The following is a 22,812-nucleotide window of genomic DNA, read 5'->3' on the forward strand; positions in this document are numbered from 1 at the left end:
CTCACCATGCCAGAAGTCATTGGCACTATTGACGAGCTCCGCAATCGAGTGTGCGAGACCCGCGACGTGGCAGCCATGGTCGGCGGCGACACCCGCGTGGTGCTCGTGCCCACCATGGGCGCCCTGCACGAGGGGCACCTTGCGCTCATTCGGCGAGCCAGAGCGTTGGGCGACATCATCATTGTGTCCATCTTCGTCAACCCGCTCCAGTTCGGGGAAAACGAGGACCTCGACCGGTATCCGCGCACCCTGGCGGCGGACCTGCAAGCGCTCGCCGCAGAGGGTGTGACCTTCGTCTTCGCACCCAACGCCCGTGAAATGTACCCGGACCGCGGCAATGACACCCGGGTCGCGGCCGGTCCCGTCGGGGCGCTCCTCGAAGGCGCCTCCCGCCCCGGGCACTTCGACGGCATGCTCACCGTCGTCGCGAAGCTCCTCAATATTGTGAACCCCGACACGGCGGTGTTCGGCCAGAAGGATGCCCAACAGGTGTTCCTCGTGCAGAGCATGGTCGCCGACCTCAACGTGCGCGTGGCAATCGACGTGGTTCCCACCGTGCGGGAGGCGAATGGACTGGCCCTGTCCAGCCGCAACCGCAACCTGAGCGAGGCCGAACGGCACGCCGCCGCCACGCTGTATGCCGGCCTGACGAGCGCCCAGTCCGCCGCCGCCGCCGGTCCCGTTGCCGCACTCGACGCGGCTCATGCGCTCATCGACGCCCAGCCGCTGGTTAAACTGGATTATCTGGTCGTCGTTCACCCGCTCACGTTCCTGCCCGTCGGGGCGGGCCACGTCGGGCCGGCCCGGATGCTCGTGGCCGCTCTCGTCGGCGGCACGCGGCTCATCGACAACGTGTCACTCGACGTGGCGTAACCGCACCACGACCCGGCAGCACCCACACCAAGCGCCAGCCCGCACCAAATGGAGACCCGCATGAGCACCAACCCCGCTGAAGAGCTCACCCCCGCCGAGATGAACGAGCAAAAGGCCGTGCGCCTGGGCAAGCGCGAGCGCTTGAACGCCGCGGCCGTCTCCCCGGCCGGCGGTGCCTATCCGGTGTCCGTTCCCGTGACCCACACCATCCCGGCCGTGCGCGCGCGCTTCGGTGACCTCGAGGCCGATGCCGTCACCGGCGTCGTCGTCGGCCTCGCCGGCCGTGTGGTGCATTCGCGCAACACCGGCAAGCTGTGCTTCGCGAGTCTGCAGTCCGGCGACGGCACCCGGATTCAGGTCATGGTGTCCCTCGGCGAGGTGGGCGAGGAATCGCTCGCCCAGTGGAAAGACCTGATCGACCTCGGCGACCATGTCTTCGTTTCCGGCCAGGTCATCTCCAGCCGCCGCGGGGAGCTGTCGATCATGGTGAGCGACTGGCAGATCGCCGCGAAAGCCCTGCTCCCGCTCCCCAACCTGCACACCGAGCTCAGCGAAGAGACCCGCGTGCGCAGCCGCTACCTGGACCTGATCAATCGTGACCAGGCCCGCCGCAACGTCGTTGCGCGGTCCACGGCCGTCGCGAGCCTGCGCAGGACGTTCACCGACCTCGAGTTCCTGGAGATCGAGACCCCGATGCTGCAGGTTATGCACGGCGGGGCATCCGCGCGTCCGTTCGCCACGCACAGCAACGCGTTCGACACCGAACTGTTCCTGCGCATCGCGCCCGAGCTGTTCCTGAAACGCGCCGTCGTCGGCGGCATCGACCGGGTCTACGAGATCAACCGCAACTTCCGCAACGAAGGCGCCGACTCCACGCACTCACCCGAGTTCGCCATGCTCGAGGCCTATGAGGCCTACGGCGACTACAACTCCATCGCCGACCTTACGCAGAGCCTCATTCAGAATGCCGCGTTTGCCATCGCCGGGTCACACGTCGTCACTTGGGCCGACGGCACCGAGTTCGATCTCGGCGGCGACTGGGCGCGCATCAGCATGTACGACAGCCTGTCGGCTGCGGCGGGCGTGCAAATCACGCCGGACACCCCGATCGCGGAACTCAAGGCTCTCGCCACCCGGGAAAACCTGGAGATCGACCACCCCATCCACGGAAAGTACGTCGAGGAGCTCTGGGAGCACTTCGTGAAGGGCGGCCTCACCCGCCCCACGTTCGTGATGGACTTCCCCGTCGACACGAGCCCCCTGGTACGCGGTCACCGCACCATCGCGGGCGTCGTCGAAAAATGGGATCTCTACGTTCGTGGGTTCGAACTCGCCACCGGGTATTCCGAGCTCGTCGATCCCGTCGTGCAGCGGGAACGCTTCGTGGAACAGGCCCGACTCGCCGCGGACGGCGACCCGGAGGCGATGCGCCTCGACGAGGAATTCCTGCGGGCGCTCGAGCACGGCATGCCACCGACCGGCGGCATGGGCATGGGAATCGACCGCATGCTGATGGCCCTCACCGGCCTGGGCATCCGCGAGACCATCCTCTTCCCCCTGGTGAAGTAGCCATGACGTTCGTGCCGCCCGACGATCTTCAGCCCGACAAAGACCCGAGGAAGCCCTCGATGAACCGGATCGTCATCTGGGTGATCGTCGGTGGAGTCGGCGTGTACTTCCTGCTCTCCGGCGTAATCGGACTCATCAACAAATAGCAGGTAGTCTGGATGCGTGATCGAGAACTTCTGGGCCAACGCACTCTTTTCAGTGATCCCCACCATTTTTCTGGGACTGCTGTTCTGGATGCTGTTGCGTTCAATTCTCCACGCCGACCGCACCGAACGTAAGGTTTACGCCAAGATCGAGGCCGAAGAGCGCGCGCGCCTCGGTCTCGACAAGCCCGTCACCTGATCCGAATGTTCGGTATCGATGGCTCAACCATCGTCATACTCCTGGCCTTTCTCGTTGACTTCGCCGTCAGAGTCGTGGCGATCATCGTCGTGCCCCGCAACCGGCGGCCCATGTCGGGTATGGCCTGGCTGCTGACGATCTTCTTCATTCCCTACGTGGGGGTGCTGCTTTTCATGCTCATCGGCTACCGCACCCTGCCCAAGAAGCGTCTGGCGATGCAGGCGGAGATCAACCAGTTCATCCTCGAGAGCACCGAGGGCATGGAACGCGTGCAGCACGACCGCCCATGGCCCTCCTGGCTGGATTCCGTTGTGGAACTCAACCGCAATCTCGGGGCCATGCCGCTCGTGGGCGACAACAGCGCGCGCCTGATCGGCGGGTACCAGGACGCCTTCGACGCGATGATCGCGGACATCGACACGGCGATGAAGTACGTGCACGTGGAGTTCTACATTCTCTCCCTCGATGACACCACGGCCCCGTTTTTCGACGCCATGGAACGGGCCGTCACGCGCGGTGTGACCGTGCGGGTGCTCATGGACCATCTGCAATGCCTGCGCAAGCCGGGATTCGGCCGCACGAAGAAACGGATGACCGAGTCCGGGGTGCAGTGGCAGCTCATGCTCCCGCTGCAACCGCTCAAGGGCAAGTGGCAGCGTCCCGACCTGCGCAACCACCGCAAGCTGCTCATCGTGGACGGCGTCGTCGGGTTCATGGGCTCACAGAACATCATCGACCGGTCGTACAACATGCGCCGCAACATTCGCCGTGGGCTGCAGTGGAAAGACCTCATGACCCGGCTGGAGGGGCCCATCGTCGCCGGGCTCAACGCCATCTTCATCACCGACTGGTACAGCGAGACCGAGGAATTGCTGACCCGCGATGTAGAACCGGTGCACCCGCGCCTGGTCAGCGACGCCCTCGACTGCCAGGTGGTGCCGAGCGGCCCCGGGTTCACGGGCGAAAACAACCTGCGGCTCTTCCTGGCGCTGTTGTACTACGCGCAGGAGCGGATCATCATCACGAGCCCCTACTTCGTGCCGGACGAAGCCATGATGTACGCGATCACCACGGCGATGCAACGGGGCCTGCACGTGGAACTGTTCGTCTCAGAGATCGGCGACCAGGCGCTCGTCTACCACGCGCAACGGTCATTCTATGAGGAGCTGTTGCGGGCCGGGGTGACCATCTACATGTACAAGGCACCGTATATTCTGCACGCGAAGCACTTCACGATCGATGACGACGTCGCCGTGATCGGCTCGAGCAACATGGACCAGCGTTCTTTCAGCCTGAACATGGAGGTGTCGCTCATGGTGCGCGGCCGCTCGTTCGTGCGGGAGCTGCGTGCGGTCGAAGACGGCTACCGTGCCGACAGCCGGGAGCTCACCCTGGAGGAATGGATGAAGCAGCCGCTGCGCTCCACTGTGCTGGACAATCTCGCCCGGTTGACCTCCGCAGTTCAGTAGCCCGACGCCGATTTGTGAGGCTGCGCGAACCGGCCTCGGCACGCATCCGTCACGCCTAGGGCGAACATCGGCCCATAGCGCGCGCAGGCTCGTTACTCTCGATGTAACGGCACCAACTGCCCTGGCGCCAAGGGAGCGATCATATGTTTGAGAGATTTACCGACCGAGCTCGTCGTGTCGTCGTTTTGGCCCAGGAAGAGGCCAAGATGCTCAACCACAACTACATCGGAACCGAGCACATTCTGCTCGGGCTGATCCACGAGGGTGAAGGCGTCGCCGCGAAGGCTCTCGAGAGCCTCGGCATCTCGCTGGATGCCGTGCGCGAGCAGGTTCAGGACATCATCGGCCAGGGGCAGCAGCAGCCCACCGGCCACATCCCCTTCACGCCGCGTGCGAAGAAGGTTCTGGAGCTGAGCCTGCGCGAAGCGCTCCAGCTCGGCCACAACTACATCGGCACCGAGCACATTCTCCTCGGCCTCATTCGCGAGGGTGAAGGCGTTGCCGCCCAGGTGCTCGTGAAGCTCGGCGCAGACCTCAACCGGGTGCGCCAGCAGGTCATCCAGCTCCTCTCCGGATACCAGGGCAAGGAGCAGGTGCAGGTCGGCGCCAACGAGCAGACCGCCAGCACAGCGGGCAGTCAGGTCCTCGACCAGTTCGGCCGCAACCTCACGCAGTCCGCCCGCGACAACAAACTCGACCCTGTCATCGGGCGCGAGAAAGAGATCGAACGGGTCATGCAGATCCTGTCTCGGCGCACCAAGAACAACCCCGTGCTCATCGGTGAACCCGGTGTCGGTAAGACGGCCGTCGTCGAGGGCCTCGCCCAGGCGATCGTCAAGGGTGATGTTCCCGAGACGCTGAAAGACAAGCAGCTCTACTCGCTCGACCTCGGCTCGCTCATCGCCGGCAGTCGCTACCGCGGTGACTTCGAGGAACGCCTGAAGAAGGTCACCAAGGAGATCCGCACCCGCGGCGACATCATCGTCTTCATCGACGAGATCCACACCCTCGTCGGTGCGGGTGCCGCCGAGGGCGCCATCGATGCCGCCAGCATCCTCAAGCCCCTGCTGGCCCGCGGTGAACTGCAGACCATCGGTGCGACCACGCTGGACGAGTACCGCAAGCACTTCGAGAAGGATGCCGCGCTCGAGCGCCGCTTCCAGCCGATCCAGGTGAACGAGCCGTCGCTGCCGCACACGATCAACATCCTCAAGGGCCTGCGCGACCGCTACGAGGCACACCACAAGGTGTCGATCACCGACGGTGCGCTCGTCGCCGCGGCGAACCTCGCCGACCGCTACGTCTCCGACCGGTTCCTGCCCGACAAGGCCATTGACCTGATCGACGAGGCCGGCGCCCGCCTGCGCCTGTCGATCCTGTCGAGCCCGCCCGAGCTGCGCGAATTCGACGAGAAGATCGCCGTGGTTCGAGCCGCCAAGGAACTCGCCATCGAGGAGCAGGACTTCGAGAAGGCCGCGGGACTGCGCGACGAGGAGAAGAACCTCCTTGGAGAGCGCCTGCGCCTGGAGAAGAAGTGGAAGTCGGGCGACGTCAAGTCGACTGCAGTCGTCGACGAGGGGCTGATCGCCGAGGTTCTGGCCCAGGCCACCGGCATCCCGGTCTTCAAGCTCACCGAGGAAGAGTCCGCTCGCCTCGTGTTCATGGAGAAGGCATTGCACCAGCGCGTTATCGGTCAGGAAGAGGCCATCTCGGCGCTCGCCAAGACCATCCGTCGCACCCGCGCCGGCCTCAAGGACCCGAAGCGTCCCTCTGGTTCCTTCGTCTTCGCCGGCCCCACCGGAGTTGGCAAGACCGAGCTCGCCAAGGCCCTGGCCGAGTTCTTGTTCGATGATGAGGCCGCGATGATCTCGCTCGACATGAGTGAGTACGGCGAGAAGCACACCGTGTCTCGTCTGTTCGGTGCTCCTCCCGGGTTCGTCGGCTTCGAAGAAGGCGGGCAGCTCACCGAAAAGGTGCGCCGCAAGCCGTTCTCCGTGGTGCTGTTCGATGAGATCGAAAAGGCTCACCCCGACATCTTCAACTCGCTCCTCCAGATTCTGGAAGAGGGACGCCTGACGGATGGCCAGGGTCGTGTCGTCGACTTCAAGAACACCGTGATCATCATGACGACCAACCTCGGCACCAAGGACATCAGCGGCGGCCCCGTCGGGTTCCAGCTCGAGGGCGATTCGGCTACGGGTTACGAGCGCATGGCCGGCAAGGTGAAAGACGAGCTCAAGAAGCACTTCAAGCCCGAGTTCCTCAACCGCGTAGACGAAGTCATTGTCTTCCCGCAGCTGACGAAGCCGGAGCTGCTGCAGATCGTCGACCTGTTCATCAAGCGACTAGGCGTGCGTCTGCTCGACCGCGACATGACCGTGGACGTCACCGTGGCCGCCAAGGAGCGCCTCATCGAGATCGGCTTCGATCCCACCCTGGGAGCACGTCCGCTGCGTCGCGCCATCCAGCGCGAGGTTGAGGATCGTCTGTCGGAGAAGATCCTGCAGGGAGAGCTCAACGCGGGAGACCACGTGCACGTGGACCTTCTCGACGGTGAATTCGTCTTCACCACCACGACGCGTGACGACGCGGTCGGAGTCGGCGTGAACACCACGGCGGCCGTGGGCACCGGCCCGGGCACCCCGGACCTCGCCATCACGACCGAGTAGCCACGCAAGCAGCAACGAAGGGCCCGGCGGATTTCCGCCGGGCCCTTCGTCGCGCCCGGTGGCCCACGCGAGCGGCTGGTCGGCCGGGCCGGGCCCACTCCCTAGACTTGAAAGTCCACGACGAAGGGGCATCCGATGACGCAGAACGACTTCACGGTGCGCCGCGCTCGCACCAGCGATGTGCCCGGAATACAGGCGCTCGTCGAGCCGCTCGTGCAGAAACGCATCCTGCTCGGCAAGGACCTCGTCGTGTTCTACGAGGCCGTGCAGGAGTTTCGCGTCGCCGAAGATTCCACCGGCCGTTTGATCGGGTGCGGCGCCGTGCACGTCATCTGGGAAGACCTCGGCGAGGTCCGTACGCTGGCCGTGGATGCCGCGTGGCTGGGCCGCGGCGTGGGTCGTGCCCTGCTCGGGCGCCTCGAAACGGATGCCCACGATCTCGGCCTGACCCGCCTGTTCTGCCTCACCTTCGAGGTGCCGTTCTTCAGCCGCAACGGCTTCGTCGATATGGGCACCGAGACGGTGGATCCGGCCGTGTACGCCGAACTCGTCCGTTCACACGACGAGGGCGTCGCCGAGTTTCTCGACCTCGCGCGGGTCAAGCCGAACACCCTGGGCAACACCCGCATGGTCAAGGCCGTCACGGCAGTCGACGGGTCTGTCTGATGTTGAGGCCCGCTCCCAGCCAACGCGCATGTGAGCAAATTTCACCGAGTTTACCTATTGGACACGCGTTGTAGCTATCCTGCGAGGACCACTCAGGGCATTGCTAATTCATTAGGGGCACCAATGAGAAACCGGTCCAGGAGCGTCAAGACGCTCATTTCCGCGGCGATTTTGGGAGTGAGCCTTGTGGCCGCCCCACTGGTTGCCCTACCCGCTGCCGCCAGCGTTGACGGCACCGGCGTGATCATCAACGAGGCCTACCTGAACGGTGGCAGCTCGGGGGCCACGTACCTCAATAAGTTCGTGGAACTCTACAATCCGACCGCGTCGGACGTGTCGCTGGATGGCACGTCCATTCAGTACCGGTCCTCGGGCGGAACCGTCAACCCCACCGGCACGCTCGCGCTGTCGGGCACCATCAAGGCCGGCGCGTACTACCTGGTGCAGGGCAGCTCCAACGCCGCCAACGGAGCGACGCTCCCCACCCCCGACGCCGCACTCGGCTTCTCCTTCGCCGGCGCATCGGGAACGATCTTCTTCGCGAACCAGTCGACCGCTTTGACGGCGCCGCCGACCGGGTCGATTGTGGGCAACCCGGCGATCATCGACCTGCTCGGCTACGGCTCCTCCAACACCTTCGAGGGAACGGCGGCCACCGCCGCTTCCGTCAGCACCTCGCTCAATCGCACGGCATTCGCTGACACCGACGTCAACGCGGCCGACTTCACGACGGCGACACCGACCCCCACCAACGCGGCCGGTGAGACGGCCGCTCCGGTCGAACCCGAACCCACCGAGACGCCGGTCCCCACCGACACCCCGGCGCCCACCGATGTGACGCCGATCAGTGCGATCCAGGGCACGACAGACACGAGCCCCCTCGCCGGCACCACGGTGAAGACCCAAGGAATCGTCACGGCCGCCTACCCGACCGGTGGGTTTGCCGGGTTCTACCTGCAGACCGCCGGAACCGGTGGTGCGATTGACCTGGGCACGCACACCGCGTCCGACGGCGTGTTCGTCTATACGGGCAGCCTGGTCGCATCCGTCGCCGTGGGCGACTACGTGTCGGTCACCGGAAACATCACCGAGTACTTCGGCCTCACCGAGCTTAACGTGACGTCGCTCGGCGACATCGTGCCGCTCGACGCGACCGGCGTTGTCGGCGCGACGCCGGCCACCGTGCCGCTGCCCGCGACGGATGGCCAGCGCGAGTCGCTTGAAGGCATGCTGGTGGCGCCGCAGGGCGACTTCACCGTGACGAACAACTACTCGACCAACCAGTACGCCGAGATCGGCCTCGCCGCCGGAACGACGCCCCTGGTCAACCCCACAGTGACCGCACGACCGAAATCGGCCGAGTACACGGCCGCCATCGCGGACAACGCCGCACGGGCCGTGACCCTCGATGACGGTGCGAGCACGAACTACCTCTCCGGCACCAACCAGGGCACCCCGGTTCCGTACCTCACGGTCGCCGACCCGCTCCGCATCGGCGCCGCCGTCACGTTCACGAAGCCCGTGATTCTCGACTACCGTAACAGCACGTGGAAGTTCCAGCCCAGCGAGGCACTCACAGCGGCGAATGCCGCCTCGGTGCAGCCGGCGACATTCGCCAACACCCGTACCAACGCTCCCGAAGATGTGGGAGGTGACGTGCGCCTGGCCAGCTTCAACGTGCTGAACTACTTCTCCACGGTCGGCGACTCCATCTCCGGCTGCAGCTACTACAACGACCGGGCCGGAAACCCGATCACGGTTCGCACCGGATGCGACGCACGCGGTGCGGCAAACGAGGTGAACTTCCTGCGCCAGCAGGCCAAGATCGTCGCCGCCATCAATGCGCTCGACGCCGACGTGGTGTCGCTCGAAGAGATTGAGAACTCCGCCGCGTTCGGCAAGGTTCGCGACGACGCCCTCTCCAACCTGGTGAACGCGCTCAACGCCGCCGCCGGCAGCACGGTCTGGGCCTATGTGGCCTCGCCCGCTTCGCTTCCGGTCAACGAGGATGTCATCCGCACCGCGTTCATCTATAAGGTCGGCACCGTCGAAACCGTGGGAGATTCCACGATCCTCACCGGGTCGGCCGCTTTCAGCAACGCGCGCCAGCCGCTCGCTCAGGCCTTCCAGCTGACCGGTGACGAAGGCAGTCGATTCCTCGCCATCGTCAACCACTTCAAGTCGAAGGGTTCGGGAACGGGCGTCGACGCCGACATGGGAGACGGCCAGGGGGCATCCAACGCCTCACGCGTCAACCAGGCCGAGGCACTCGTCGCCTTCGCCGACAGCCAGAAGACCAGCACAGGCATTGACCGGGTGTTCCTCACCGGTGACTTCAACGCCTACGACCGGGAAGACCCGATCAAGGTTCTCACGGACGCCGGCTACATCAACCAGGAGGCCAAGACCGGCGAATACACTTACGCGTTCGGCGGCACGGTCGGATCGCTCGACCACGTGTTCGCTTCCCCCGAAGCGGACGCGACGGTGAACGACGTCGACGTGTGGAACATCAACTCGGTCGAGTCTGTCGCCCTCGAGTACAGCCGTTACAACAACAACGTGACGGACTTCTACTCGGCAGATCCCTTCCGCTCGTCCGACCACGACCCGGTCATTCTCGGACTCAACCTCGCCACACCCACCTCGGTCGAGCTCAACCTGCTCAACATCAACGACTTCCACGGACGTATCGACGGCAACACCGTCAAGTTCGCGGGCACCGTCGAGCAGTTGAAGGCCGAGTACGGCGACGCAAACTCGCTGTTCCTGTCGAGCGGCGACAACATCGGGGCTTCCCTCTTCGCGTCGGCATTGCAGAAGGACCTGCCGACGATCAACGTTCTCAACGCCCTGGGCCTCGCGGCCTCGAGCGTGGGTAACCACGAGTTCGACCAGGGTTTCGCTGATCTCACGGGTCGGGTGGCCGACGCAGCCAACTTCGACTACCTCGGCGCCAACGTCTACGACGTGGGCACGGAGACCCCCGCGATGCAGGAATACGCCATCTTCGACGTGGCCGGCGTGCAGGTGGGCGTGATCGGAGCGGTGACGAAGGAGACTCCGTCGCTCGTCTCGCCGAACGGAATCGCGAGCCTGAGTTTCGGTGACCCTGTCGCGGCCGTCAACCGCGTGGCCGCCCAGCTGACCGACGGTGACCCGTCGAACGGCGAAGCGGACGTCTTGATTGCCGAGTACCACGAGGGTGCCGGAGCAGGACTCCCCGAAGGCGCGACGCTTGAGCAGGAGCTCGCGGCCGGCGGGGCCTTCGCGAGCATCGTGAATGACACCTCTGCCGAGGTCGACGCGATCTTCACCGGTCACACGCACAAGCAGTACGCGTGGGACGCACAGGTTCCTGGCGCAGCCGACGGCGTGACCCGTCCGGTGCTGCAGACGGGCAGCTACGGCGAGCACATCGGGCAGGTCGTGCTCAGCTACGACATCGCATCCGGTGACACGACAACGGTGAAGAACCGCAACGTGACGCGTTCCACCGCTGCCGATGCCGATCTGGTTGCCGCATACCCGCGCGCTGCCGAGGTGCAGTCGATCACGACCGCCGCACTGGCCGAGGCTGCGATCCAGGGCAACGTGCCTGTGGGATCCGTCACTGCCGACATCACCCGGGCATGTGTCGGGGGAGTGGCACCCTGCTCCGAAAACCGGATGGCTCCCTCGACCCTGGGCACGCTCGTCGCGAACTCGCTGCGCGCATCCCTGGCCGACCCCGCCATCGGCGGCGCTGAAATCGGCGTGGTCAACCCCGGTGGTATGCGTGCTGATCTCTCGTTCGCTCCCGACGGCGTGATCACCTACGCCGAGGCGAACGCGGTGCTGCCGTTCCTGAACAACCTCTGGACCACGAGCCTCACCGGTGCACAGTTCAAGACGGTTCTCGAGCAGCAGTGGCAGACCAACGCGGACGGCACGATTCCGAGCCGGCCGTTCCTGCAGCTGGGCCTGAGCGACAACGTGAACTACACGTTCGATGCCGGCCGTGCCGCGGGAGACCGCATCACGGGCATCTGGATCGACGGGACGCAGATCGACCCGGCGCAGTCCTACCGCATCGGTTCGTTCAACTTCCTGCTCACGGGAGGCGACAACTTCCGCGAGTTCACCAACGGCACCAACACCCGCGACTCCGGTCTCGTTGACCGGGAGGCCTGGATCTCCTACATCCAGACCAACAGCCCGCTGTCCCCGTCGTTCAAGGCCAACCAGGCGTCGATCACCGGCGCACCCACGACGGCCGTCAACCCGGGTGACACGATCACCTTCACGGTGGGCAGCCTCAACCTCACATCGCTCGGCGCCCCGAAGAACACACAGCTCGCGTTGCGCTGGTCGGGCACCGATGTGGGTACGGCATCTGTTGACGCCACGGGCACGGCTACCGTCACGGTGACGGTGCCGACCGATGCCGTCGAAAACAGCGTGCTCGAGATGACCGCCGCAGAGTCGGGGACCATCGTGCGCCTGGCGATCGCGGTGGCCGTGAGCGCCGAACCGGGGGATGCGCCCACCGCAGCCCCCGCGAAGTCGCTCACCAAGCACCTGAAGAACCGCATCGACACCGACGAGAGCTCGTACCGAGCCGGTGCCACCGTGGTTGTTGATGTCGGGGTGAAGCACGCCGGAGAGTACGTGTCGGTGTGGGTGTACTCCAAGAAGAAGGCTGACAATCTGGGCGGTTGGTTGCTCGTGAGCGCTGAGGGCACCGTGAGCGTCACGCTCGCCGATGGCCTCAAGCACGGCAACTACACTCTGTCCGCTCAGAATGCGGACGGTGGCGTGATCGGCTGGACCGACTTCAAGGTGGATAAGGCCAAGAAGGCACACAAGCCCCCGAAGCACGGGCACTACAACTGGTACTCCAGCGCCAACTCGCACTCCTCCTCCTACTCGCACTCCTCCTACCACCACCGCTAACCGCGCGGGGTGACACGGCCCGCCTGCCACCGGAACTTCTCCGGTGGTAGGCGGGCCGCGTGCATTCCGACGGCAAATGCATCCGACACGCTCACCATTACCGGGTGCGGGCTCCGAACATCATTAACCTAGGGGCATGTCGACGATCAAGCAGCCTCACGGCCGCCAGTCCAACAAGGTGTACCGGCGCCGTCGTCTCGTAGCGTTACTCGGACTTCTCGCCGTGGTGGTGGTCGTCACCCTGGTGATCGTGAAACCCGCCGCGAGTGGCGGAGAACCGGGCCCGGGGGCATCGCCGTCAAGCAACGCCACGGATGCCTCGGCCAGTCCGACGCCATCTGCGGTGGCCGCGGTCGACGGCGCTCCGTGTGACGCCGCCAATGTGACGGTAGAGGCGCTGACCGACAAGAGCTCATACGAACCAGGGGAGCTGCCTCAGCTCTCCCTGAGCCTCACCAACAATGGTTCCACCGGCTGCGTGATCAATGCCGGCACCGCTCAGCAGGTTTTCACCGTGACGAGCGGCAGCGACACGTACTGGACGTCAACGGACTGCCAGACCGATGCCGCCGACTCCGAGGTCACACTCAAGCCCGGCGTGGCCGTGAGCTCTTCGACGCCAATCGCGTGGGACCGCACTCGATCCGCCGTGGACACCTGCGACAACCCGACGCGCGAGGCGGCACCCGGCAGCGGCGCCTCCTATTTTCTCAACGTCACCGTCGACGGCATCGCCTCGGCAAGTCCCAAGCAGATCCTGCTCTACTAGAGCGCTCGCTCCGCCCGTTCGCTCGGGGCGTGCCCTGCGGACTGGGCAGGTCGGGCGCGGCCTGATTGAATGAAGGGGTGACCGATTCTCTCTCCCCAGACCCTGCCACCCCAACGCACTCCGAAGCCCTCGCCGCAGCCCTCGCAGCCCAGGATGTGGTGGCGGTCGCCTATGCGCTGCGCAACGACGTGATGATCATTCCGCAGCTCGTGGTCAACGGGCAAGCCGAGCAGGTGCGCGTCTTCGGCCGCGAGGGGACCGACAAGCGCATGCTGCTTCTTTTCTCGTCCGCGGAGAACTATGCCCGGATGGTGCCCGACGACGTGAATCCGCAGGTGATGGTGGGCGACGGCCAGTGGCTGCGCGAGTTCCTCACCGTGCACGAAAGCACCCTCGAGATGGTGTTCTTCGACATCGCCGGACCCCACGTCATGCAGGCGGCCCCGGCCGACCTCATGCGGGCCCTCGGCGAGCAACCCGACGAGAATACCGCGCAGGACATCAGCAGCCTCGACTGACGCGACCCGACCGTCACCTCAGTGACGCGATCGGCCGGCACGTAACCGTCGTCGGTCTCAGGAGCCTTGTCGCAGCGGCGACCGCGACCTCAGTGGTGATATTCCGGCCAGCCGGATCGGAGTGCGCGTGGGGTCGGCCGTCGACGGTGGGATCAGCCAGTAATCCATGCCGCTACCGGTACCGACGCGGGTGATCTGCCACCCGTCGTTGTGCAGTCGGAGGTGATCGCGGGCGCAGAGCAGGATACCGTCGTCAAGATTGGTGAGCCCGCCGTCGTCTGCCCATCCGTGCAAATGATGCGCTTCGCAGTGGCTGGGCGGGCGGTGACAGTCGGGCCAGAGACACCCGCCGTCGCGAAGCGCGAGTGCCGCGCGCTGTGCCTGCGAAAAGAGGCGCTGTTCCCTGCCTACATCCAGCACGGTGCCGGCCCTGCTGAACAGCACCGGGATGAAACCGGCGTTGCAGATCGACCGGTCGATGGTGGTCGTTGGGATCGCGTCCGGGGTTCCTTCGATGAACCCGTCAGTCAGAACCAGGTGGCCCGAGGCACCACGCGAGGGTGTCGGTGCCGGAGAGTCTGTCGCAGTGACAACGAGCTTCACCGACGGGCGAATGCGGCCGAAGAGGGTGCCGGGGTCGGCGGCCGCGGCGACCTTGATCACCTCGATCAGTGCCTCGGCCGCAATCTGGTCCGTGGAGCGGGGGTCGTCGATGATGCGGTGCGCGCGTTCCTTCTCGCCCTTCTCCACAAACCTCGGTCCGCCGGTGCGGGGCCCGGTGGTCCGCAACAGGAAGTCCCGGAAGTAGGCACCGTTCTCCGGGTCCAGTTCGAAGCTCCCGTGCAACATGCCGTCGGGCTTGTCCCACACCCGCAGGTACTGGCGGGCGCGCATGGCGTCGGCCCGGGAGGCGACTCCGGCTGCATCGATGGAGTCCCGACACTGCCGCGCCGCCTTCGCGGCCTGGTCGGCGTTCCCGGTGCAGCACTGGGCGATCAGGGCAACGACCGCGTCGGCGAGCATCTCCTCGGTGACCCCGATCGCCGGTTCGCCGAGGCCCCGGCGAATGGCCGTGGCCGCGTCCGTGCTGAGGGTTCCATCGGCGACTGCTGTGCCGAGCGGCGCGAACCAGGGCACGTGCACGTCCACCGGCGGCGCGTCCGGGTGCTCACTAGAGTGAGTCTCGGCCTGCTTTTGGCGTTCGCGGGCGGTTTGGGCTTCGGTGGCCATGGTTCCGGCCTCGATCAGGCGGCGGGTGTCGGCCTTCGTGCCGCCGCCACCTCCGCCGAGCGCCTGCACGTGGTCCTCTGCGGAGCCGTAACCCTTCTTTCTGGCGAGGCCCTCGCGGCCGAGCTGCCAGTCGGAGCGGGCGGCGACATTTGCCGCCGACAGGGCGAGGTACGTGGCGACCTCGCGGGAGAGGCGCGCGATGGCCCGATGGGTGTTCTCCGACTCGTCGTCGGAGAGCTCCGCGAATGACGCCGCGGCTATGTTCGATCGGGCCAGCGACCCGGTCAAACCAACGAAAACACCTTCGATGGTGGTTGTCATGAGATAAGTGTGACAGGCACCACTGACACTGACCGGTGGCCGATTCGAGCGTTGGCCTACGTCGCTTCCGTGGAACCACACGGACGCCGCACCTCGTGACGGCATCCGGGTCCGGTGCTACAACGCCGGCGTCATGCCCGGCCGGTCGAACTGCCACCCGACACGTCGACGCTACCGAAAAGCCTCATCAAGCTCCGCCTCGCGTGGGTCGCGGCCGGTGGTGAGCGCGTACGCGACGGCCGCCTGGATCGACCCGCTCGCGGCATCCACGTGGGTGTCGAAACCCAGCCGCTTCGCCTCGCTGGCGCGCTGTTTGGCCGCGGACGTGCCGCGGATTTCGCCGGCCAGGCTGATCTCGCCAAAAGCCACGACCTCGTGCCCGATCGGCAGCGATGTCATCGCCGAGGCAATCGCCAGGGCGATGGCGAGGTCGGCGGCCGGTTCGGTGAGGCGGATCCCTCCCACGGTCGACACGTACACGTCCATGCCGGAGAGGTCCATGTTGACGCGCTCCTGCAGCACGGCCAGCAGCATGGCCACACGCGAGGCGTCGATCCCACTGGTGACGCGCCGCGGGTTCGGGGCGGAGGTCTTCGTGACGAGCGCCTGCACCTCAACGGGCATCGCCCGGCGACCCTCCATGGTGATGGTGACGCACGTGCCGTACACCGGCTCGGCGCCGCGGCTCAGGAACAGCCCGCTCGGGTCCGGTACCTCTTCGATACCCTCACCCGTCATCGTGAAGCAACCCACCTCGTCGGTGGGACCAAAACGGTTCTTCAGCGCGCGCACGAAACGCAGGGCGGTCTGCCGGTCGCCTTCGAACTGACACACGACGTCGACCAGGTGCTCCAGCACGCGCGGTCCCGCGATCGAGCCGTCTTTGGTGACGTGGCCCACGAGCAGCACGGGCAGGTCGCGGTCTTTGGCCAGGCGAATCAGCGTGGAGGCCACCTCTCGCACCTGGCTGGGCATGCCCGCAGAGCCCTCGGAGAGTGCGCTCGACACCGTTTGTACCGAGTCGACAATGAGCAGGTCGGGTTTGATCGCGTCAATCTGGCCGAGAATGGTGCCGAGGTCGGTTTCGGCGGCGATATACAGCTCTTCCTGCAGGGCGTTGGTACGTTCGGCGCGCAGGCGCACCTGGTTCACGGACTCCTCGGCGCTCACATAGAGCACGCGGGATTTGGCCGCCGCGGCCTTGGAAGCGACCTCGAGCAGCAGGGTGGACTTGCCCACGCCGGGCTCACCGCTGAGCAGAATGACCGAGCCGGGAACGATGCCACCACCCAGCACACGGTCGAACTCGTTGATTCCGGTGGGCCAGTGATCGGCGGCGTCCGTTCGGGCGTGCGTGATGGGGCGGGCGATGTCGTCGCCGACGACCGGCGTTGCCTTGAGCGAGCGGATCACGCCGGCCGACTGACCGGCGTCTTGCACCGTGCCCCACTGCTGGCACTCGCCGCAGCGGCCGGCCCATTTGGGTGTGGTCCAGCCGCACTCCGTGCAGCGGAAGTTGGAGACGAGTTTAGCCATGCAATCGAGCCTAGCCGCGGCCTCCGACAGTCTCCGGCGCGGGGCCATCGCTGGGGGTGAAACGGCTGTCGACCAGTGCGGTGAGAGACGGGAGGAAGGCGTCGGCCCAGACGCGGTAGCCGAGATCGTTGGGGTGAAACAGGTCCTTCGCCACGTGCGTTGCCACACTGCGCAGTCCCGATCGTTTTGTGGCAGCGTGCAGGGGCACCACGGTCAGGCCCAGCTCGGCCGCAACGGCGTGCACGACGCCGTTGGCCACGGCCACCTTGCGCTCGGCCGACGGCAGGTGAAAGCAGGGCAGTTCCGCCACGAGCGCATGGCTCGGAAGTGCCCCGAATACGCGACGAATTCCCGCTTCGAACAGGGCGGCATCCCACTGCGCAATGTCGTTCGCACCGATGGCGACGGTGACGAGGTCGGGGGAGAGGGTTCCGAATCGAGGCAACTGGTCGCGCACGGCGAGGTCCACCGTGGCACCCGACACGCTGAGATTGACCACGCGCACCGTACGGCCGGTGCGGGTCCGCACCTGGTCGGCGAGAAGCCCCACGTAGCTGTTGTTCGGGCGGCTCGCACCGATCCCCTGCGCGGCGCTGTCGCCGACTGCCACGTAGAGCAGCTCGCCGCGCTCCTTGGCATGGTTGCGCCACCACAATGAGTGCACGGGAAGGGTTTCGTTCAGGTCGGCGGCGCCGATCGCCAGTCGCTCACGAAACCCCTTGAGCTGCAAAGCTGCGGCCGTGCCGATGCCGACCGCAATGAAGGCGGCACGCATGCCGGGACTCAGAATTCTCACGAGCTGAGAGTACAGCGACCAGATGAAACGGGGAAGGGAGAATCTCGATTCGCGCGGGGCCGCAGAGTGAACTAAGCTCTCTCCCGGTACCGTGTCCGAGCGGCCGAAGGTGCGACTCTCGAAAAGTCGTGTGGGGGAGACTCCACCGTGGGTTCAAATCCCACCGGTACCGCCACGAAAAACCCCCTACAGCCCAGTGTTTCACTGGGGAGTAGGGGGTTTCGTTTTGCCCGGATGGTCATTTTGCCCACATTTTGCCCACACTTCAAAAAATTTTGGACATAGAAAAGACTCCACATCGTGATCACACGGCGGTTTCGGGCAAGTCCAGGTCGCGCATATTGCGGCCAGTGAATTGTCGAGAATTCGGTTTCTTTCGGCGTCCCGGATCGGCAAAGCGGTCGTTCTCCGCGTTGCTGGTGAGCTGGTTGAAACTAGACCGAAGTCGAACCAAACGTCGTCGTGGAACGCATGCGCGCTTCGTCGAGGGCGTTGCCGACGCGATCCAGGTCATCGTCAAAGAGGTCGGCATAGGTATCCAGTGTCATCGCGGCGGACGAGTGCCCCAACATTCGCTGAACGGCTTTCACGTTTGCGCCGGCCGAAATCGCCAGACTTGCCGCCGTGTGCCGGAGGTCATGACGGGTGATCGACGGAAAATTGGGATCGTCGATCTGACACTTCTTGAGCGCCGCCATCCACCAGCCGCGGCGGCTATCTGGCGGTCGAACAAACGCGATGCCAGTGCCGAAGACCAGGCTGTCTGCCGCTTTGCCGGTACATAATTCCTTCAGTGGGGCCGAGAGAAATCCTGGAAAGGGGACGCTTCGGGACTCGTGCGACTTTGGCGTTCCCAGCACGAAAGCCCCGCCCACACCCACAGCATTCAGGTGCACGTTTGCTCGTCGGCGGGTAAAGTCCAGGTCTTTGACCCGCAGTGCTGTCATCTCACCCCACCGGAGGCCGGTATACGCGAGGAATTCGACCATTGTGCTGTTCCTTGGACAATGACTGGCCAAGAGAGCAACCTGCTGGTGGGATAGGTAAATGTGTTCCTTGCCCACTTTTCGAGGGAGCTTCACGCCGCGCGCAGCGTTGGACAGCACGCGACGGTCACGTACCGCTACGTCGAGGATCGAGGCCAAGACTCCGTAGGCGCGCAGCACAGATGTGGGGCTCATCTTTCGCACGAGATGCATATCCGTGACCCACGTTTGCACGTCGCTGTAGCGAACGTCAGCGACAGGGATGGCCGCCCACCGCGGCGCTACGTGCAGGCGCCAAGCAATTTCAAGAGGCCGAGCAGAAGATGCCTTCAGATGACCCCGGTGCGTCAGCCAATCGTCACCCAGCCGCCCAATTGTGATGCGCCCGGTCGAGACGTCGACAAACTCACCCCGCGACTTCGAAACCTCCGTTGAAGCGAGAAAACGCTCAGCCTCAAGTTTTGTTCTGAAGCCTCGCTTGTCGGTTTGCGAACGATCGGGCTTGCGATACCGCACACGGTAACGCTTGCCAGAGGCTGTCTCATACGCCGAAATCGTTCCCATGACCTCACCTCGGGATACTCAATGATCGTGATTCTAGACTCACTCTCCTCGCACCCACCGACATGTCGATAATGCGCTTAGTCGACCCAACCTTCGAGGCACCAGCCGGCGGAGACAAGGTAGGACGTGAGCTGCGCGATGCGCCGGTCGGCTTCCTTAAGTCGGCCCTTGGTCGTGTCCCCAGCGTGGTCGCCTCCGCCGGTGTCGATCGCGGCATCGAGTTTGGCTGCCAGTCTCCTGCGCTCGCGGATCTGTTCGTGCAGTTCTCGCATCGCGTGCAGCTGGGTGCGCTCGGAACGCTCGGCGAGGGTCCTCCACTCGTAGGCGCCGTCGGGCTCGCCTGAGATCCAGGCATCGAACTGGACCACGGTCATGTCATCGAAGCTCGAGCTGAGGTTCGCGATGTCGAGACGGGCTGATGGTGTGGCGATAGGGGTGAGCAGGAAAATCGGCGTGACCCGGAGAGCTTTGGCGATGTTCAGGAGTTGGCTGACGAGAAGGTCGTCCTTACGGCCGGCTTCGATATTCTGCACGATCGATTCGGTGACATTGTCACCCGGGATGAGGTCGGCCAAGGCTTTGGCCGACCGGATGCCGTGCTGTTTGCGGATCGCATGGATGCGGTCGCCGATCCCAACCTGCGCCAGAAAGTTCGTCACGCGCACAGAGTACAACTTGAGGCCGCCACCCCGACGGCTCACACGCGGACGACCGTTATTCGGCCCTGACTTAGCGGCCTACTTGACCCATCCTTCGAGGTCCCAGCCCGCGTCGGAGAGATAGCTGCTGAGCTGGTCGATCCGCCGGTTTGCCTCGGCAAGTCGTTCCTGAGTGGTGTCCCAGATCGCAGGACCGGTGCTGACCTCGCCGGGCGGTGTGAGTTCCGCCTCGATGACCATGTTGGTGGTGAGACGGTGGCGCTCGCGCAGGCTGGCGAGCAGCTCGCGCATGGCCTCGAGCTGCGAGCGTTCGGCGCGTTCAGTGAGGTCACGCCACCGGTAGGTGCCATTCGTTTCCCCGGAGATCCAGGCATCGAATTCAGCGACGGTCATTCCCTCGAAGGTATCGCTGAGGTTGACCAGGTCGAGCGGGTCCTGTGGGCGTCCGATCGGTGCCAGGAGAAAGACCGGTGGGACGCGTAGGGCGTGGGAGATGTTCAGGAGTTGGCTGACCGAGAGGTCTTGTTTGCGGCCGGCTTCGAGGTTTTGCAGGATGGCTTCGGTGACGTTTCCGCCGGGCATGAGGTCGGCGAGGTCCTTGGCGGAGCGGATGCCATGCCGTTTCCGGATGGCTTGAATCCGCTCGCCAATGCCAGACTGCCTCACAAAACCTGTCATGTCGACACCGTACAGGGATTGACCCTTGTCAAACAGTCAGAAGCGTTTTATTGTGATCGCAACACGAGATAACGAGTGTCTCGTGTCAACGAAGGGAAGTAGTGATGAGTGAAGAATTCGTTCTCCCGATTGTCGCGGCGGAACTCACCGGCTTGACTGTCGGCGGCCTGGCTCAGCTGCGCTATAACGGCCGCGGTCCCCGGTTCTACAAGCCGACCCCGAAGAAGGTCCTCTACAAGAGGTCCGAGATCATCGCTTGGATCGAGGCGAGCGCCCAAGTGCAGACGGGCGAACCCGCCCTCGTGGCCCGGTGAGGCCGCTCCTCCTGCTGCCAGCGCCGAGAACGCCGGCTGGCGGTAGGCCAAAGAAAAAGCCCCGGGTTGCACCCCGGGGCAAGGATCGAACACCCGCAAAGGATCTGATCTATGACCAGAGTACTGAAATTCTGCCATCTCGCAATGCTTCGCACCCGACCTGGTGGGTGAGAGCGCGGTGGGCCTCTATGCGGCGAAGGGTGCCGTTCTCGTGGCTGCACGTTTGGGTTTGGGGCACGCGGCGACCCGGCTATTGCTGCACATGGCGCTGGAAAGCTGGGACGACACCGACAACCCAGGTAATCAACCGCCGCGCCGGTACTTCGCATCCCGAGAATCATCGGCGATCGCCCTGGGTTATCTGGCTCCTGACAACGGATCAGAATCGGCACACCATTCGGTCAAGCGGGCGATTGCAGAACTCGTCGCCAGCGGCGCTATCGAGAGAGTCAGCTCCGGCCATCGCGGCCACAATGCCGAGTTCAATCTGCTCGTCGACAGCAGAAAACCGGGCGGTCACCGGGGGTATGAAACTAACGTCATTCCGATGCTTCGGCGAGGACGTTTGGGGGCCGGCGAGCGGCCCCCGTAGGGGGCCGTTTAGCGTACCTATAGGGGGCCAGATCTGGCCCTATAGGGGGCCGCTGACTGGCCCCCCTAACAGTACTAACAGGACAAACAAAATATTAACAGTACGCGCGCGCGACAATCGCCTGTGGATAACGTGCCTCAAACGCCCGCCGACTGCCCCTCGATCGCAGCCACAAATGGCTCGACGTGACACCGCGTAAAACACCATTTGTGACCTGTCCGGCCGATCACCGTAGCTCGCTTCGCGCCTCCGTTCCCAGATTCTCAGACGCGGTCGCAGGCTCCCTTATTTCGTCAGAGATTCAGTGCACTCGGGGCCCTCTCGCTCGCTATCGATTTCTCTCGCCGGACGGCACAAAAAACAGTTGGTCGAAGAACCCAAGGCCAACGACATCCCATAGCAAGTCAGCGTTCGACTCATTGAAGGAGAAGCACTCATGACCACACGCACCATCATCGGCAACCTGGCTCTCGACCCCGAGGTCGTCACAGCCGGCAGCATCCAGATCACCAAACTGCGCGTCATCGAAAACACCGGCGAATACCGCGGCGGAAAATGGCTCGCCCACGACGCCGCAACCACGCACTTCGTGGAAGCCAAGTTCGAGCTCGGCCAGAACGTCGCCGCAACCCTGCACAAGGGCGACCTTGTCATCGTTGTTGGCCGCGAACACACCGACAGCTGGGGCGACGACCAGGCCCGCCAATACGGCCGCGTCATCGACGCCGACAACGTCGGACCCGACCTCAACCGGGCCGTCGCCACCGTACGCCGCAACTCCAAGCCCGACACCGAATAGCCATCCAGGGTGGGCTGCACTCGCGGCCCACCCACACAACCTCGTGAAAGGAGCACCACCATGAACGACCACGACAGCGAACTGATCACCCGGGCGAACGAACTGGCCGACACCGCACGCAGCCTGGCACACGCGACTCGAGCGATCGACCGGCCCTACGACTCCTACCTACTGCTCGGATGCCTCACCGCCACCCAACGCTCGCTCGGCCAGGTTTACGACCAGCTCGCCAACTGGCACAGCACCGTCATCGACGGCGTCGAGTACAACGGTGAAGACGGCTGCGGCGCCGGCTGCGCACCCGGCGTCGCCCGCGCCGAACTCGGCCTCCGCGACGCCGCCCAATTCGCCAGCATCGTCGAGGATGCCCTCGTGCAAGCCCACAACGCCAACAGCGTCGTCCGCTGGTTCGACGCCGTGGAAAGGTCTCCGCGAACTTAGCGACTAACGTTCTCGTTGAGCAGGAAGCGTGGTTCACGCTGCAGCGGCTAGGGCAAAGAAGCGCGGAATCAAGCGGTGCCTCGATA

20 protein-coding genes and 1 tRNA gene are annotated in these 22,812 nt (G+C 64.7%); 15 read left to right on the forward strand and 6 right to left on the reverse strand.

Annotated elements, in window-relative coordinates:
* Nucleotides 1-6 precede the first annotated feature (6 nt).
* The 10 genes from panC to AC1MB9_RS16330 all read left to right on the forward strand — a co-directional run bounded on the left by panC (nt 7) and on the right by AC1MB9_RS16330 (nt 13,810).
* Nucleotides 7-873 carry a pantoate--beta-alanine ligase gene (gene panC, locus AC1MB9_RS16285; RefSeq protein ID WP_479962950.1) on the forward strand — a complete coding sequence of 289 codons (867 nt, stop codon included), beginning with the start codon at nt 7-9 and terminating at the stop codon, nt 871-873.
* Between the two features lie 60 nt (nt 874-933).
* The gene (gene lysS / locus AC1MB9_RS16290) at nt 934-2,442 is read left to right on the forward strand and encodes a lysine--tRNA ligase (RefSeq protein WP_479962951.1); all 1,509 of its coding nucleotides are present in this window, start codon (nt 934-936) and stop codon (nt 2,440-2,442) included.
* Nucleotides 2,443-2,444: 2 nt separating this feature from the next.
* Entirely contained in the window at nt 2,445-2,588 is a 144-nt protein-coding gene (locus tag AC1MB9_RS16295) for a hypothetical protein (protein ID WP_479962952.1), read from the forward strand.
* A 16-nt stretch (nt 2,589-2,604) separates the two neighbouring features.
* A complete protein-coding gene (locus AC1MB9_RS16300; protein ID WP_479962953.1) occupies nt 2,605-2,784 on the forward strand; it encodes a hypothetical protein in 180 nt (59 codons plus the stop codon).
* Nucleotides 2,785-2,789: 5 nt separating this feature from the next.
* A complete protein-coding gene (gene cls / locus AC1MB9_RS16305; RefSeq protein ID WP_479962954.1) occupies nt 2,790-4,253 on the forward strand; it encodes a cardiolipin synthase in 1,464 nt (487 codons plus the stop codon).
* 143 nt (nt 4,254-4,396) lie between these two features.
* The gene (locus AC1MB9_RS16310) at nt 4,397-6,922 is read left to right on the forward strand and encodes an ATP-dependent Clp protease ATP-binding subunit (protein ID WP_479962955.1); all 2,526 of its coding nucleotides are present in this window, start codon (nt 4,397-4,399) and stop codon (nt 6,920-6,922) included.
* A gap of 135 nt (nt 6,923-7,057) precedes the next feature.
* Nucleotides 7,058-7,588 carry an amino-acid N-acetyltransferase gene (locus AC1MB9_RS16315; RefSeq protein WP_479962956.1) on the forward strand — a complete coding sequence of 177 codons (531 nt, stop codon included), beginning with the start codon at nt 7,058-7,060 and terminating at the stop codon, nt 7,586-7,588.
* Between the two features lie 123 nt (nt 7,589-7,711).
* Complete coding sequence (locus AC1MB9_RS16320; protein ID WP_479962957.1) at nt 7,712-12,523, forward strand: ExeM/NucH family extracellular endonuclease; 4,812 nt, start codon at nt 7,712-7,714, stop codon at nt 12,521-12,523.
* Between the two features lie 136 nt (nt 12,524-12,659).
* Nucleotides 12,660-13,292: a hypothetical protein gene (locus tag AC1MB9_RS16325; protein WP_479962958.1), complete on the forward strand. Its 633-nt coding sequence runs from the start codon at nt 12,660-12,662 to the stop codon at nt 13,290-13,292.
* Between the two features lie 77 nt (nt 13,293-13,369).
* Complete coding sequence (locus AC1MB9_RS16330; RefSeq protein ID WP_479962959.1) at nt 13,370-13,810, forward strand: SseB family protein; 441 nt, start codon at nt 13,370-13,372, stop codon at nt 13,808-13,810.
* Between the two features lie 57 nt (nt 13,811-13,867).
* Here AC1MB9_RS16330 and AC1MB9_RS16335 read toward each other — a convergent pair whose 3' ends face one another.
* From AC1MB9_RS16335 to AC1MB9_RS16345, 3 genes are all read right to left on the reverse strand, one after another.
* Entirely contained in the window at nt 13,868-15,361 is a 1,494-nt protein-coding gene (locus AC1MB9_RS16335) for an HNH endonuclease signature motif containing protein (RefSeq protein WP_479962960.1), read from the reverse strand.
* Nucleotides 15,362-15,532: 171 nt separating this feature from the next.
* Entirely contained in the window at nt 15,533-16,897 is a 1,365-nt protein-coding gene (gene radA, locus AC1MB9_RS16340; RefSeq protein ID WP_479962961.1) for a DNA repair protein RadA, read from the reverse strand.
* A gap of 10 nt (nt 16,898-16,907) precedes the next feature.
* Nucleotides 16,908-17,693, reverse strand: a complete 786-nt coding sequence (locus AC1MB9_RS16345) for an SGNH/GDSL hydrolase family protein (RefSeq protein ID WP_479962962.1) — start codon at nt 17,691-17,693, stop codon at nt 16,908-16,910.
* 85 nt (nt 17,694-17,778) lie between these two features.
* On the opposite strand from AC1MB9_RS16345, the gene AC1MB9_RS16350 reads away from it, so the two are divergent.
* A tRNA-Ser gene (locus tag AC1MB9_RS16350) sits at nt 17,779-17,868 on the forward strand.
* Nucleotides 17,869-18,127: 259 nt separating this feature from the next.
* Here AC1MB9_RS16350 and AC1MB9_RS16355 read toward each other — a convergent pair.
* From AC1MB9_RS16355 to AC1MB9_RS16365, 3 genes are all read right to left on the reverse strand, one after another.
* A complete protein-coding gene (locus tag AC1MB9_RS16355) occupies nt 18,128-19,243 on the reverse strand; it encodes a tyrosine-type recombinase/integrase (RefSeq protein WP_479962963.1) in 1,116 nt (371 codons plus the stop codon).
* A gap of 77 nt (nt 19,244-19,320) precedes the next feature.
* Complete coding sequence (locus tag AC1MB9_RS16360) at nt 19,321-19,908, reverse strand: helix-turn-helix domain-containing protein (RefSeq protein ID WP_479962964.1); 588 nt, start codon at nt 19,906-19,908, stop codon at nt 19,321-19,323.
* A gap of 72 nt (nt 19,909-19,980) precedes the next feature.
* Nucleotides 19,981-20,580 carry a helix-turn-helix domain-containing protein gene (locus AC1MB9_RS16365; RefSeq protein ID WP_479962965.1) on the reverse strand — a complete coding sequence of 200 codons (600 nt, stop codon included), beginning with the start codon at nt 20,578-20,580 and terminating at the stop codon, nt 19,981-19,983.
* Between the two features lie 104 nt (nt 20,581-20,684).
* Between AC1MB9_RS16365 and AC1MB9_RS16370 the strand changes: the two genes are divergently transcribed.
* The 4 genes from AC1MB9_RS16370 to AC1MB9_RS16385 all read left to right on the forward strand — a co-directional run bounded on the left by AC1MB9_RS16370 (nt 20,685) and on the right by AC1MB9_RS16385 (nt 22,726).
* Nucleotides 20,685-20,894: a helix-turn-helix transcriptional regulator gene (locus AC1MB9_RS16370; RefSeq protein WP_134441123.1), complete on the forward strand. Its 210-nt coding sequence runs from the start codon at nt 20,685-20,687 to the stop codon at nt 20,892-20,894.
* A gap of 211 nt (nt 20,895-21,105) precedes the next feature.
* Entirely contained in the window at nt 21,106-21,486 is a 381-nt protein-coding gene (locus AC1MB9_RS16375; RefSeq protein WP_479962966.1) for a hypothetical protein, read from the forward strand.
* A 436-nt stretch (nt 21,487-21,922) separates the two neighbouring features.
* Nucleotides 21,923-22,285 (forward strand): single-stranded DNA-binding protein, encoded by a 363-nt coding sequence (locus tag AC1MB9_RS16380; RefSeq protein WP_479962967.1) that lies wholly within the window; start codon nt 21,923-21,925, stop codon nt 22,283-22,285.
* Nucleotides 22,286-22,345: 60 nt separating this feature from the next.
* Complete coding sequence (locus tag AC1MB9_RS16385) at nt 22,346-22,726, forward strand: hypothetical protein (RefSeq protein ID WP_479962968.1); 381 nt, start codon at nt 22,346-22,348, stop codon at nt 22,724-22,726.
* Nucleotides 22,727-22,812: the final 86 nt, after the last annotated feature.

The organism is Cryobacterium sp. AP27 (assembly GCF_056680495.1).

Coding starts and splice junctions, on each gene's coding strand:
- AC1MB9_RS16380 (WP_479962967.1), top strand. CDS start 21,923: ATGACCACACGCACCATCATCGGCAACCTGGCTCTCGACCCCGAGGTC.
- radA (WP_479962961.1), bottom strand. CDS start 16,897: ATGGCTAAACTCGTCTCCAACTTCCGCTGCACGGAGTGCGGCTGGACC.
- AC1MB9_RS16365 (WP_479962965.1), bottom strand. CDS start 20,580: ATGACAGGTTTTGTGAGGCAGTCTGGCATTGGCGAGCGGATTCAAGCC.
- lysS (WP_479962951.1), top strand. CDS start 934: ATGAGCACCAACCCCGCTGAAGAGCTCACCCCCGCCGAGATGAACGAG.
- cls (WP_479962954.1), top strand. CDS start 2,790: ATGTTCGGTATCGATGGCTCAACCATCGTCATACTCCTGGCCTTTCTC.
- AC1MB9_RS16355 (WP_479962963.1), bottom strand. CDS start 19,243: ATGGGAACGATTTCGGCGTATGAGACAGCCTCTGGCAAGCGTTACCGT.
- AC1MB9_RS16320 (WP_479962957.1), top strand. CDS start 7,712: ATGAGAAACCGGTCCAGGAGCGTCAAGACGCTCATTTCCGCGGCGATT.
- AC1MB9_RS16315 (WP_479962956.1), top strand. CDS start 7,058: ATGACGCAGAACGACTTCACGGTGCGCCGCGCTCGCACCAGCGATGTG.
- AC1MB9_RS16335 (WP_479962960.1), bottom strand. CDS start 15,361: ATGACAACCACCATCGAAGGTGTTTTCGTTGGTTTGACCGGGTCGCTG.
- AC1MB9_RS16295 (WP_479962952.1), top strand. CDS start 2,445: ATGACGTTCGTGCCGCCCGACGATCTTCAGCCCGACAAAGACCCGAGG.
- AC1MB9_RS16310 (WP_479962955.1), top strand. CDS start 4,397: ATGTTTGAGAGATTTACCGACCGAGCTCGTCGTGTCGTCGTTTTGGCC.
- AC1MB9_RS16325 (WP_479962958.1), top strand. CDS start 12,660: ATGTCGACGATCAAGCAGCCTCACGGCCGCCAGTCCAACAAGGTGTAC.
- AC1MB9_RS16385 (WP_479962968.1), top strand. CDS start 22,346: ATGAACGACCACGACAGCGAACTGATCACCCGGGCGAACGAACTGGCC.
- panC (WP_479962950.1), top strand. CDS start 7: ATGCCAGAAGTCATTGGCACTATTGACGAGCTCCGCAATCGAGTGTGC.
- AC1MB9_RS16370 (WP_134441123.1), top strand. CDS start 20,685: ATGAGTGAAGAATTCGTTCTCCCGATTGTCGCGGCGGAACTCACCGGC.